General features: G+C 63.6%; 9 protein-coding genes. 6 read left to right on the top strand and 3 right to left on the bottom strand.

The window, feature by feature from the left end:
* Positions 1-70 precede the first annotated feature (70 nt).
* The 5 genes from AFIC_RS09370 (at position 71) to AFIC_RS09350 (ending at position 10,441) form a co-directional block, all read left to right on the top strand.
* Positions 71-3,262 (top strand): efflux RND transporter permease subunit, encoded by a 3,192-nt coding sequence (locus AFIC_RS09370; protein WP_275245973.1) that lies wholly within the window; start codon positions 71-73, stop codon positions 3,260-3,262.
* Positions 3,252-4,430 (top strand): efflux RND transporter periplasmic adaptor subunit, encoded by a 1,179-nt coding sequence (locus AFIC_RS09365; RefSeq protein ID WP_275245972.1) that lies wholly within the window; start codon positions 3,252-3,254, stop codon positions 4,428-4,430. Before AFIC_RS09370 ends, AFIC_RS09365 begins: the two co-directional genes overlap by 11 nt.
* Positions 4,431-4,623: 193 nt before the next feature.
* Positions 4,624-5,829 carry a methyl-accepting chemotaxis protein gene (locus AFIC_RS09360; protein WP_275245971.1) on the top strand — a complete coding sequence of 402 codons (1,206 nt, stop codon included), beginning with the start codon at positions 4,624-4,626 and terminating at the stop codon, positions 5,827-5,829.
* Between the two features lie 242 nt (positions 5,830-6,071).
* Positions 6,072-7,277 carry an efflux RND transporter periplasmic adaptor subunit gene (locus AFIC_RS09355; protein ID WP_275245970.1) on the top strand — a complete coding sequence of 402 codons (1,206 nt, stop codon included), beginning with the start codon at positions 6,072-6,074 and terminating at the stop codon, positions 7,275-7,277.
* On the top strand, positions 7,274-10,441 hold the full coding sequence (locus AFIC_RS09350) for an efflux RND transporter permease subunit (RefSeq protein ID WP_275245969.1): 3,168 nt from the start codon (positions 7,274-7,276) through the stop codon (positions 10,439-10,441). Before AFIC_RS09355 ends, AFIC_RS09350 begins: the two co-directional genes overlap by 4 nt.
* 1 nt (position 10,442) lies before the next feature.
* Here the strand turns inward: AFIC_RS09350 and fabG are convergent, their stop codons facing one another.
* From fabG to AFIC_RS09335, 3 genes are all read right to left on the bottom strand, one after another.
* The gene (gene fabG, locus AFIC_RS09345; RefSeq protein WP_275245968.1) at positions 10,443-11,123 is read right to left on the bottom strand and encodes a 3-oxoacyl-ACP reductase FabG; all 681 of its coding nucleotides are present in this window, start codon (positions 11,121-11,123) and stop codon (positions 10,443-10,445) included.
* Positions 11,124-11,159: 36 nt separating this feature from the next.
* Positions 11,160-11,765, bottom strand: coding sequence for a hypothetical protein (locus tag AFIC_RS09340; protein ID WP_275245967.1), 606 nt, complete (start codon positions 11,763-11,765; stop codon positions 11,160-11,162).
* Between the two features lie 154 nt (positions 11,766-11,919).
* Positions 11,920-12,798, bottom strand: coding sequence for a hypothetical protein (locus AFIC_RS09335; protein WP_275245966.1), 879 nt, complete (start codon positions 12,796-12,798; stop codon positions 11,920-11,922).
* A 304-nt stretch (positions 12,799-13,102) separates the two neighbouring features.
* Between AFIC_RS09335 and AFIC_RS09330 the strand changes: the two genes are divergently transcribed.
* Positions 13,103-13,324, top strand: coding sequence for a hypothetical protein (locus AFIC_RS09330; RefSeq protein WP_275245965.1), 222 nt, complete (start codon positions 13,103-13,105; stop codon positions 13,322-13,324).
* Positions 13,325-13,361 lie beyond the last annotated feature (37 nt).

The raw sequence follows: 13,361 nt of genomic DNA, 5'->3' as shown, positions 1-13,361 counted from the left end.
GATTACGGGCGGCTTTGAGCCGCTTCCCTTCGGGGACTTTCACAAGATTGCCGGTCGGAATGCGCAGCCCATGAACAAGCTCGTCAGTATCGCTCTGCGGCGGCCATATACGTTCGTGGTTCTTGCCCTGTTGCTGATGATCGCGGGTCCGCTGGCGGCGCTGCGCACGCCCACCGACATCTTCCCGGATATTGGAATTCCGGTGATCGGCGTGGTCTGGAACTATACCGGCCTGCCGCCTGACCAGATGGCCGGGCGCATCGTGACGCCGTTCCAGCGCGCGCTCACCACCACCGTCAACGACATCGAGCATATCTCGGCCAATTCCTACACCGGAATCGGCATCATCAAGATTTTCTTCCAGCCCAATGTCGATATCCGCACGGCCAACGCGCAGGTGACGGCGATCGCGCAGACCATGCTCAAGCAGTTGCCCGCGGGCGCGACGCCTCCGCTGATCCTGAACTACAGCGCCTCGACCGTGCCGATCCTGCAACTGGCGCTCTCGGGCGACGGGCTGACCGAACAGAACCTTGCCGACTTCGCCACCAACCAGTTGCGCACGCCGCTCGTCACGGTGCCGGGCGCGGCGATCCCGTGGCCCTATGGCGGCAAGCTGCGCCAGATCCAGATCGATCTCAACGCCACCGCGCTTCAGGCGCTTGGCCTGTCGGCACAGGATGTCGCCAATGCGCTGGCGGCGCAAAACCTGATCACGCCGGTCGGTACGCAGAAGATCGGATCGTTCGAATACAGCATCCAGCTCAACAACTCGCCGCTGAGGATCGACGAACTGGGCAACCTGCCGATCAAGACGGTCAACGGCGCGATGGTGTATGTCCGCGACGTCGCCCATGTGCGTGACGGCAATCCGCCGCAGACCAACATCGTGCATGTCGATGGCAACCGCTCGGTGCTGATGATGGTGCTGAAGGCGGGCTCGATCTCGACACTCGACATCATCGACGGCATCAAGAAGAAGATCGTCGAGATCAAGGACACCTTGCCGGAGACGCTGAAGATCGGTCTTGTCGGCGATCAGTCGATCTTCGTGCGCGGCGCGATCTCGGGTGTCGCCAAGGAAGGCATCCTCGCCGCGATCCTGACCAGCATCATGATCCTGCTGTTTCTGGGAAGCTGGCGCTCGACGGTCATCATCGCGATCTCGATCCCGCTGTCGGTGATGGGTGCGATCATATGTCTGTCGCTGATCGGAGAGACGCTCAACATCATGACGCTCGGCGGTCTCGCGCTGGCGGTCGGCATTCTGGTCGACGACGCCACGGTGACGATCGAGAACATCAACTACCATCTGGAGCAGGGCAAGGAGGTCGAGACGTCGATCCTCGACGGCGCCGCGCAGATCGTGACGCCTGCGTTCGTGTCGCTGTTGTGCATCTGCATCGTGTTCGTGCCGATGTTCTTCCTTGAGGGCGTGTCGCGCTTCCTGTTCGTGCCGATGGCCGAAGCGGTGATGTTCGCGATGATCTGGTCGTTCATCCTGTCGCGCACGCTGGTGCCGACGATGGCGAAGTATCTGCTGCATCCGCATCCTCACGACGAGAACGGCAATCCCATTCCGCCCGCGCCGAGCAACAATCCGCTGGTGCGTTTCCAGCGCGGTTTCGAGCGGCGCTTCGAGCGGTTCAGGGACGGCTATCGCGCGCTGCTGGAAATGGCGCTGCATCATCGCGGCGTGTTCGTCGCGGGATTTTTCGGATTCGTCGCTCTATCGTTCCTGCTGGTGCCGTTTCTCGGCCGGAATTTCTTTCCGTCCGTCGATGCGGGCCAGATCCTGATTCACGTCCGTACCCAGATCGGCACGCGGGTGGAGGAGACCGCCAATCAGCTCGCGGACATCCAGAGTGTCATCCGTCAGACCATTCCGCCGGGCGAACTGGATACCATGACCGACAACATCGGTATCCCGTATAGCGGCATCAACATGACCTATAACAACACCGGCGTGATCGGGACGCAGGATGGCGACATCCAGATCAAGCTGAAGGAAGGCCACCAGCCGACGGATATCTACGTCAAGACGCTGCGCGAGCAGTTGCCGCGCGCTTTCCCCGGCGTGACGTTCGCGTTCCTGCCGGCCGATATCGTCAGCCAGATCCTGAATTTCGGCTCGCCCGCGCCGATCGACCTGCAAATTCGCGGCGCCAACATCGATGCCAATTTCAAATATGCCAACGATCTGTTGCGGCGCATCCGTCGCATTCCCGGCGTGGCGGATGCACGCATCCAGCAGTCGCCGAACGCGCCCGCGTTTCAGGTCAATGTCGATCGCACGCGCGCGCAATATGTCGGGGTGACCGAGCGGGACGTGACCAACAGTCTCGTCGTCAATCTGGCAGGCTCATCGCAGGTGGCGCCGACCTATTACCTCAATCCGGAAAACGGCGTGTCGTATTCCGTGGTGATGCAGACGCCGCAATACCAGATCGACTCGCTGAACAAGCTCGAGACCCTGCCGATCAACGCGGTCGGCGCGACGAGCCTGCCGATCCTCGGCGGCATCGCCGATATCAAGCGGTCGGCCACGAGCGCGGTGGTGACGCAATACGACATCCAGCCGATGGTCGAGATCTACGCGATTCCGCAGGACCGCGATCTTGGCGCGGTCGCCGCCGACATTCACAAGGTTCTGGACGAGACGGCGAAGGATTTGCCGAAAGGCAGCTCCGCGGTGCTGCTCGGGCAGGTGCAGACCATGAACAGCGCATTCTCGGGGCTGCTGTTCGGCCTGATCGGCGCGATCGTGCTGATCTATCTTCTGATCGTGGTGAACTTCCAGTCATGGTCCGATCCGTTCGTGATCGTCACGGCATTGCCGGCGGCATTGGCGGGCATCGTCTGGATGCTGTTCGTCACGGGCACCACGCTGTCCGTTCCCGCGTTGACCGGCGCGATCATGTGCATGGGCGTCGCCACCGCCAACAGCGTGCTGGTCATCGCCTTCGCCCGCGAGGAACTGGATCGCCTCGGCGATCCGGTCGAAGCCGCGCTGCAAGCAGGCTTCGTGCGTTGCCGCCCGGTGCTGATGACGGCGCTGGCCATGATCATCGGCATGACGCCGATGGCGTTGAGCCTGGGCGAGGGCGGCGAACAGAACGCACCGCTTGGCCGCGCCGTGATCGGCGGCCTGATATTCGCAACCGTTGCAACCCTCATGCTCGTTCCCGTGGTGTTCAGCATGGTCCATCACAAGCGTTATGCGAAGCCGCAGGCTTCCCCGGAGATGTCTCATGCCGTCTGAACCGCGCGTCCAGATTTCACAGCGCAAGCTGCGCCTCGCGGGAATTGCCGCCGGTGCCGTGATCGTGGTGGCCGTGGTGACGGGAATCGTGCTGCGCGAGAACGGCAATGCGCGGTTGCGCGAGTGGACCGATGCGCAGGCGATCCCGACCGTTGCCGTCTCCAAACCCGGCGTCAAGGCGCCGAGCGCGAATCTGACCTTGCCGGGCCGTCTCGAAGCCTATTACCGCGCGCCGATCTATGCGCGCGTCAGCGGCTACCTGAAAGACTGGAAGGTCGATATCGGCGCCAGGGTGAAGGCCGGTCAACTGCTCGCGGAGATCGATGCGCCGGATCTCGACCAGCAATTGCTGCAAGCCCGCGCCGACCTCGCCAACGCGGAGGCCGCCTCGAAACTCTCCGCCGCCACGCTGAAGCGCCGCCGGGCGCTGCTCGCGTCCAACTTCGTGTCGTTGCAGGAGATCGACGAGCGCACCGCCGATCTGTCCAGCAAGGATGCCCAGGTCAAGGCGATGCAGGCGAATGTCGACCGGTTGCAGGCGCTGGCAGGATACAAGCGTGTCGAGGCGCCGTTCGACGGTGTCGTGACCGAGCGCAACACCGACGTCGGCGCGCTGATCAATGGCGGCACCGGCACGGGTGCCGCGATGTTCGTCGTCTCCGACATCAAGAAGCTGCGCGTCTACGTCAACGTGCCGCAAAGCTACCTCGCGTCCGTCAAGGTCGGCGGCGCGGCGTCGATCTCGGTGCCGGAATATGTCGGGCGTTCGTTCCCGGCGGTTGTTGAATCGTCCTCACAGGCGGTCGATGTGGGCTCCGGCACCTCACGGATGCAGTTGACGCTCGACAATGCCAGCGGCGAATTGCGGCCCGGCTCCTATGCCGATGTGACGCTGAACCTGACGAGCGAGAACAATCTGCTGACGGTCCCGTCCAGCGCCCTCATTTTCAACCGGGACGGCTTGAGCGTGGCGACGGTCGATGGCGATGATCGCCTTCGTTTCAAGAAGGTGACGATAGCCCGCGATCTGGGCCGCGAGATCGAGATCGCGACCGGGCTTGCGGCGCAGGATCGGATCGTGGTGACGCCCGCCGATGGCGTGGTCGATGGCGATCGCGTCCGGATCGCCGGCAAGCAGCCGGGCGAGAAGACCTCCAGCGCCCAATAGCGCCCAGACGGCCTGAGAGAGGCGATTTTCCCGGCGCTGCGCGGCGTGGGGAAGGCCGCGCGCGCGGGGCCGGTTTTGTTTGGTTAAGGGAATCACAATCAATCGAGGGGTACTATCTTGCCGCTCGAATAATCCGATTCTTTTCCCGGGGGACATGATGTCGCTTCACGATAGGTTTTCGCTTGTTGCCAGAATGGGATCGGTCGCCGCGATCGCGACCGCGCTGGCCGGAGGCTTGGGTTTTTATGCGGGAAGCGCGTTGGAAGCCGGGTCGGTCTCGAGTGCGGCGGTTGTGATCGGCGGGATGTGTATCGGCACCGGCCTCGTTCTCTGGGCCGTCAAAGCTGGCCCGATGCGGGCCATTCAGGCGATTGGCGAGAGCTTGCGGGCGATCTCGGCGGGGCAGGTTGGCGGCGGCATTCCCTATGCCGCGCAGCGTGGCGAACTCGGTGCGCTGGCGGCGGCTGTTGAGACGGTGCAGGGCAGGATCGCCCATTTACAGATGATGCAATCGCAGAACGACGATGCCCGGCAGCGTTCGGCCGGGGAGCGGCGGGAGGCGATGGCCTCGCTCGCCGACAGGTTCGAGACCAGCATCAACGCGGTGGTCGAGGCGGTCGCGACCTCCGCGACGCAAATGCAGTCCACGGCGGAATCGATGGCGGCGAATGCCGGCCACAACAGCGAGCGTGCCTCGGTCGTGGGCCGGGCGTCGGACAATGCGCGCGAAAACGTGCAGACCGTGGCCGCCGCGGCCGAAGAACTCAACGCCTCGGTGGCCGAGGTCTCGCGTCAGGTGATGCAGTCGAGCGAAATCGCGCGCAAGGCGGTCGGCGAAGCCGAGCAAACCAATTCCACGGTGCAATTGCTGTCGGGCGGCGCCGAGAAGATCGGACTTGTGGTCCAGCTCATTCAGAGCATCGCCGAACAGACCAATCTTCTGGCGCTCAATGCGACCATCGAGGCGGCGCGCGCGGGCGAAGCAGGGCGGGGGTTCGCCGTGGTCGCTTCCGAAGTGAAGGCGCTCGCGACACAGACGGCGAAGGCGACCGAGGAAATCGCGGCGCAGGTCACCAACATGCAGTCCACCACGGCGGATGCCGTTCTGGCGATCAGCGGCATTGCCGGGACCATCAAGCAGATGAGCGAGATCGCAGGCGAAATCTCGTCGGCGGTTGAGAAGCAGGGCGCCGCGACCGGCGAGATTGCCCGCAGCATTCACGCGGCGGCCACGGGCTCCCATGAGATCAGCGAGCATATCGGCGGCGTCGGCGAGGCCGCGGCCGCGACCGGTGCGACGGCAGCGGAAGTTCTTGCACGGGCGCGTGAGCTCGATCAGCAGGCCGGATTGTTGCGCCGTTCTGTCGATGAATTCCTGACACAGGTCCGCGTTGCGTAACCCGCATCCATCGTGCCGGATTTGAAGATCCGGTGCCTTTGGTTTTCTTTACAAAAGAATCGTCTTGGTCTTTTGGCTAGAGGTGGTTGCGCGAGTTGCTTCGCGTGACCATCTTGCCCCGACCGGCATATGCCGGCCTCGCATGGCACAGTCGTTGATCGCTTCGGCTTGAGCACGATTGCAAAATGCATCTGGATCGTTTCAGATGGCCATGCGTGTTGTTTCTTTCGGGGCTGACTTGAATGATTGAACGATCCGCGACGCCTTTTCATTTTCATTCCGCTCGTCTGTCCGCTATTGCGCGTCTTGCCGCCATGGCTGCGCCGCTGATGGCAGTCGGTCTGTCGGGCTGCGGCCCGAGCCAGAACCAGCAGGCCGTCGCGTCACCGCCTTCCGTTACCGTCGCTCATCCCGTCAAACGAACTGTCACGGACTGGGACGAATTCAGCGGGCGCTTCGATGCCGTCGAGCAGGTGCAGATTCGTGCGCGCGTCACCGGCTTTGTCACCGGCGTCGAGTTCAAGGACGGCGCCATCGTCAAGGCTGGCGACCTTCTCTACACGATCGACCCCCGGCAATATCAGGCGGTCGCCGAACAGGCGCAGGGCCAGTTGCAGGACGCCAAGGCCCATGTCGAACTCGCCAGGCGCGAACTGGAGCGCGCCACCTCGCTGATCAAGACCGACGCGGTTTCGCAATCGGTGGTCGATCAGCGCACCCAGCAATTGCAGACCGCGCAGGCCTCCGCGTTGCAGGCCGAGGGCGCATTGAAGCGGGCGCAACTCGATGTCGAATTCAGCCAGGTGCGTGCGCCGATCACCGGGCGCATCAGCCGCCATCTCGTCACTGTCGGCAATCTCGTGCAGGGCAGCGAAAGCGGCGCGACGCTTCTGACCTCGATCGTGTCGATGGACCCGATTCACCTTTACTTCGACATGGACGAATCCATCTATCTGAAGAATTCCCGACTCTGGTTCGAGGGCAAGCGCCCGAGCTCGCGCGATACGCCGAACCCCGTACAGGTGCTGCTCGCGGGAGAAACCAAGCCCTCGCACATGGGCAAGATGGACTTCCTCGACAACCGGCTCGATGTCGGCACCGGCACGCTACGCGGCCGCGCGCTGGTCGACAATCACGACCTTTCGATTTTGCCCGGCCAGTTCGCGCGCGTTCGCGTGCTCGGCAGTTCGCCTTACGAGGCGCTGCTGCTGCCGGACACCGCGATTGCCACCGACCAGTCGCGAAAGATCGTGTTCGTCGTCAAAAGCGACGATACGGTGATCGCGAAACCCGTGGTGCTCGGCCCCATCGACGATGGGTTGCGCGTGATCCGTGAAGGGCTGGATGCGAATGACAACGTCATCATCGAAGGATTACAGCGCGCGCGCATTGGCGCGAAAGTCTCGCCGCATGCGCCGGAATCCGACAAGGGCAACGCCAAGCCATGAACCTCGGCCGTCTTTCCATCAATCAGCCCATCCTCGCGATGGTGCTGTCGATTGTGCTGCTGATCGTCGGCGCGATTGCCTATACCACGCTGCCTGTCGCTGAGTATCCGCAGGTCGCGCCGCCGACGGTTGTCGTCACCACGCAATATCCGGGCGCGTCGGCGCAGACGGTGTCCGACACGGTCGCGACGCCGATCGAGCAGCAGATCAACGGCGTCGAGGACATGCTGTACATGTACAGCCAGGCGACCTCCGACGGCCAGTTGAAGATCACCATCACCTTCAAGCTCGGCACCGATCTCGACAAGGCGCAGGTGCTGGTGCAGAACCGCGTCGCGATCGCGCAGCCGCAACTGCCTGAGGAGGTGCAGCGCAACGGCGTCGTCACCCGCAAGAACAGTCCCGACCTGTTGATGGTCGTGTTCATGCTGTCGCCGAACGACGCCTACGACCAGCTTTATATTTCAAACTATGCGTTGCGGCAGGTGCGCGATCAGTTGCTGCGGCTCGACGGCATCGGCGACATCCAGATTTTCGGCGCGCGCGACTATTCGATGCGGCTGTGGCTCGACCCGGACAAGATCGCCAACCTCGGCATGACGGCGGGCGACGTGCTCAAGGCGATCCGTGCGCAGAACCTGCAAATTGCGGGCGGCATTCTCGGCGAGCCCCCGATTTCGGATAGGGCCTTTCAGGAAAGCCTGACCTTTACCGGCCGCCTGAAGGATGCATCGCAATTCGAGGACATCGTCATCAAGGCAGGCGCGGACGGGCGCACCGTGCGGCTGCGCGACGTGGCGCGGATCGAACTCGGAGCGCTGTCCTATACCACCAACAGCTTCCTGCTGCGCAAGTCGGCGGTCGCGCTTCTGGTCTCGCAGCGGCCGGGGTCGAACGCGCTGGCAACCTCGAAAAACATCTCGAACGAGATGGAGAGGCTGAAGGCCGATTTCCCGCCCGGGCTTGAATACAATATCGGCTACAATCCGACCGAATTCATCGCGCAGTCGGTGAACGAACTCATCAAGACGATCTATGAGGCGATGGTCCTCGTCGTCATCGTCGTACTGGTGTTCCTGCAAGGATGGCGGCCGGCGATCATCCCGATCATTGCGATTCCGGTGTCGCTGGTCGGCACCTTCGCGGTGATGGCCGCGCTCGGATTCTCGGTCAACAACCTGACGCTGTTCGGCCTGGTGCTGGCGGTCGGCATCGTGGTGGACGACGCCATCGTCGTCGTCGAAAATGTCGAGCGCCATCTCGGTGCGGGCATGACGCGGCGGGACGCGGCGCTTCTGACGATGCAGGAGGTCGGCGGCGCGCTTGTTTCCATCGCGCTGGTGCTGTGCGCGGTGTTCGTGCCGACGGCGTTTCTCGGCGGCATTTCAGGGCAGTTCTTCCAGCAATTCGCGGTGACGATTGCGGTCGCGACCGCGATCTCGTGCTTCTGCTCGCTGACGCTGTCGCCCGCGCTGGCCTCGCTCATCCTTGAATCGCATCACGAGAAGAAGCCGCCCGCCAGATGGAACATCGTCGCGCGGTGGTGGGGACGCTTCACGGCCTATTTCAATCGCGGGTTCGACTGGCTGTCGAACAATTATGCCGTCACCGCCGAGTACGTCATTCGCCATTCGGCGGCGATGCTGGCGGTCTATGCGGTGCTGATCGGCTCCGCCGGGTGGCTTCTGGTGAGCACGTCGAAGGGATTCATTCCGGCGCAGGATCGCGGCTACGTCATCATCTCGGTGCAGTTGCCGGGTGCCGCGTCGCTGGCGCGGACCACGGCGGTCGTGCGTCAGATCGAGAACATTGCGCTCGGCGTTCCGGGCGTGGTGCGCGTCCCGGCGTTCGCGGGCCTGTCGGGTGCGACGCGCACACAGGCGAGCAACGCGGCGGCGCTGTTTCCCGTGTTCGACGAACCGGAGGAGCGGGCCCATAAGGGGCTGACCGCGCAGGTGATTACCGACGAATTGCGCAAGCGGCTCGCGAAGATCGAGAACGCCTTTGTGATCGTGGTGCCGCCTCCGGCCGTGCCGGGCATCGGCACCGGCGGCGGTTTCGCCATGCGCGTGCAGGATCGCGAAGGGCGTGGCGCGGAATTGCTCTCCGCGGCGACGACGGAACTGGTCGCCGCGGCCAGAAAGGCGCCGGGCCTGACGGCGGTGTTCTCGCCGTTCACCGCCGACACGCCGCAGGTGTTTGTCGATATCGACCGGCAGAAAGCGCAAATGCTCAGCGTGCCGATCCAGAACGTGACGGAAGCGATCGAGACCTATTTCGGCTCGACCTACGTCAACGACTTCAACATTCTGGGCCGCACCTATCACGTCACCGCGCAGGCTGACCTGCCGTTCCGCAGGGAAACGACCGATCTTGCGCGCGTCAAGACGCGCAATGCGGCCGGCGACATGGTGCTGCTGGGCAGCGTGGTCAACTTCCGCAATATCTCGGGCCCGGATCGCGTAGCGCGCTACAATCTGTATCCGACGGCGGAGTTGCAGGGCGACACGCTCCCCGGCACCAGTTCGGCCACGGCCATCGAGGAGATGAAGAAACTCGCATCGGATATTCTGCCGAGCGGATTTTCCTATGAGTGGACCGACCTGTCGTACCAGCAGGTGACGGCGGCGAACGCGGGACTTTATGTATTCCCGGTCTGCGTGCTGTTCGTGTTCCTGGTGCTCGCCGCGCAATACGGAAGCTGGACGCTGCCGCTGTCGGTGATCCTGATCGTGCCGATGTGCCTGCTCGCCGCCACCATCGGCGTGCGGCTGATGGGGCAGGACATCAACATCCTCACCCAGATCGGTTTCGTCGTGCTGGTCGGCCTCGCCGCGAAGAACGCGATCCTGATCGTGGAATTCGCGCGCGACATCGAGCACGAGGGCAAGGACACGCTGCATGCGGTGATCGAGGCGTGCCGGTTGCGTCTGCGGCCGATCCTGATGACCTCGTTCGCCTTCATCCTCGGCGTGCTGCCGCTGGTGATCTCGACCGGCTCCGGCTCGGAGATGCGTCAGGCGGTCGGCGTCGCGGTGTTCTTCGGAATGCTGGGCGTCACGCTGTTCGGGCTGCTGTTCACGCCGATCTTCTACATGCTGATCCGCAGGATGTTCCCGAGTTCGGTCGTGGTGCCGAGCCGCGATGCCGGGGCGAACATCTGAATTACACGCGCCCGCTGACCGGGATCAATGTGCCGGTGACGGCGCTGGCCTCAGTGCTTGCGAGAAACAGGATGACACTCGCCAGTTCCTCCGGGCTGACCCACGCGGAAAAATCCGCCTTCGGCATGTCGCGGCGGTTGGCGGGCGTGTCGATGGTGGAAGGTAGCACGGCGTTGACCGTGACCTTGCCCTTCAGCTCGCTTGCGAGCGCCTCGGTGAGGCGATGCACGCCGGACTTGGAGGCCGCATAAGCGCCCATGCCGATGCCCGCTTTCAGCGCGCCCAGCGCGCCGATATTGACGATGCGTCCCGAGCCTGAGGCGATCAGATGCGGAATCGCTGCACGAGAGGCATTCAGTGCGGTCAGGGTGTTGACACGATAGAGCCGCTCCCATGTCGCGGTATCGCCTTCGCTGACGGTCTGAAATGAAAAGGCGCCTGCGATGTTGATGAGGGCATCGAGCCGCCCGTAATGCGTGACAGCCGCTTCAATCGCGCGGTTGGCTTCGCTGGGTTCGGCAAGGTCGATGCCGCCGATCTCGATCCGGTTGGGACGTGGCGCGCTGCGGGCCCCGGCATGGTCGATCAAGGCGAGGCGCGCGCCGCGCTCAACCGCTTCGGCGACCACCGCGCGGCCGAGCGCACCGGATGCACCGGTGATCGCGACGACTCTGTCCTGCATCGATGCTCTCCGCTACGGCGGGTCTTGAGGCCGCCGTTACAGGCTGAAAATACTGACGTCGCGCAGCAGCGCGCTGGCACGGGTCGTGGCGGCGGAGTCGGGCGGCGGACCATCGCGCCGTTCGCTGTCGCGGCGCTCGGTGTCGAACACCTGCTTGGGCGTCAGAGCGGGGCGCTCGCGGCCGAACACCGGCGTCTCCATCCATGACGGCTTCGGTGGAAGCAGGCGCATCGAGCCGAACGGAGCCGGTGCGTCGTGATGCTCCGTCATCTCGTTGTCGTCATCATCGTCGTCGGCCGGATCATTTGCCGCAATGAGGTTGTCCGTCGGACCGGCATCATCAGCCTTCAGGGCAAACAGGGGTGCTTCGCGCGACTTGCGGAACGGGAAGGGGAAGTCCTCCATCACGGTCACGTCGTCGCTGGCGGGCTTGTGCGGCTCGGGTGCGGCTACACGCGCGGCCGGGATCACATCCTCCCCCACGGGACGGTCGATCTCATGACCGCAACCGGCGCAGCCATAGGTGAAGGAGACGCGGTCGGCGGTCCACTGTACGTCCTTCACGCCCATCAGGTGCTGGGTACAATGGGGGCAGATCACGACGTCGGGCTTGAAATCGCGAAGCTGGACGTGACTGAACATGGGTACACCCTCCGCGCGCGCGAGCGGAGAACCCGGAACGGACGCCGACTCGCCACAACACACTGCTGGAACTTACGCCTGCAACGGCGCGGATTCGTAGGCCGAAGCCGCGTCATGCACAGCTTATTTGACGCTGTGGAAGACCGTCCGGCCGTCAGTGCCTGACCAGATAAAGCGGTGTGCGCAGGGTGAACTGGAACGCGGGCTTCGGCGTCCAGAACACCGTCGCGGTCAAGCCGAACAGGCGGTTATCGTTGTCGTCCATCCGGTCGAGATCGGCCCGAAGCATCGGCTGGGTGAAGGAGCGCAGCGACAGCAGCGACTGGCCGGACGGCAAATACGGGGCGAGTGCCGAAGTGTTCGCACCGCCGAAGGACTGGATGCCCGCGCGCCCGGTCAGTTTCCAGTTGCTCGGCCATTGGTAATAGGCGCCGACATAGCCGATGATGGCCGGGCGGACCGAGGCGAGGCCGGAATCCACCCGGATATTGGTCAGTTGCACACCCGCGAGCAGGGCTCGCGTCTCGTCGGTATCGAAAGCGTAGGCCGCCTCGGCCACAGTGGTGAGACTGGTGGTCGCCAGCGGGCCTTCGGTTGCGGATTTGGTGAGCGTCGAAAGCACCGTCACGGTAGGGAACGGCCCGCCGTTCTGTTCGATGATGTCGGCCTGAACGCCGACGTTCCAGCTTATGACCGCCAGCGACGACCAGGGCGTGAGATCGGTTTTCGAGGCGCTGGCCGTGATCCCCCCGAATACCGAGAAGCGCTCGTTGAAATCGACAGTCAGCGGCAGGTCGATCGAGGCTCCCTGACCCGAGACCGACGACAGGGATGATAATGAGGGCAGCGACAGCGAATTGCCGAAGCCGATATTCAGCGTCCCGGCGGGCACGGTGAAATAGTTGGTCCGCATGTCGAGATAGACGTTCGGCAGTTGCGAGGCGTCCGCCTTGGCGGGCTTGGCGTCGTCGCCGGCGTCACGCGCGAAGGCAGCGCCTGTCGCGGCGATCATGAATGCGGCCGCGACGGCCATGGCCGTCTGCCGATGCATGGAAGGCGGCCGGGAAGAAAATACCTGTCTTGTGATGTTCGCGGTCACGATGGCCCAGCCTGATGTCCCCAATTCGAGCCGCGTTTTCCCAATGAGGATTATAGCCAGACCCTGCGCGGGCCGCCAAGCGGGCGCGGACCGGCAGCGCCGGGGACCACGCTGGTCATAAAAAGTTCGTGTGATCTGCCTCAGGATCCGGAGCAGCCTATAAATTCCATCGTTCCGGCTGTTGTCAGAATAAATGGATCGGATAGGCTGGGGACCTTATTTCACCGGGAGTACCCCCATGAAGCGCTTCTCTCTTGCGATCCTGTTGAGCCTTTTCGTTGCCTCGCCCGCTTTCGCCGATTCAGCCTGCAAGGCGGTGGGCGCCGACGGCAAGCCGCTCGCTGGCGCCGCCAAGGTTAGCCATATGAAGAAATGCTGCGAGGACAACGCCAAGAGCGCCGACGGCAAGGCGCTGTCCGGCGCGGCCAAGACCAGCTTCGTCAAGAAGTGCATGGGTTGAGGCGCAGCATCATACCGAACACGAAGCCCCGCGCGAG

Source organism: [Pseudomonas] carboxydohydrogena, from assembly GCF_029030725.1.
Taxonomy (GTDB): Bacteria; Pseudomonadota; Alphaproteobacteria; order Rhizobiales; family Xanthobacteraceae; genus Afipia; species Afipia carboxydohydrogena.
This window is presented reverse-complemented; position numbering and strand designations above follow the sequence as displayed.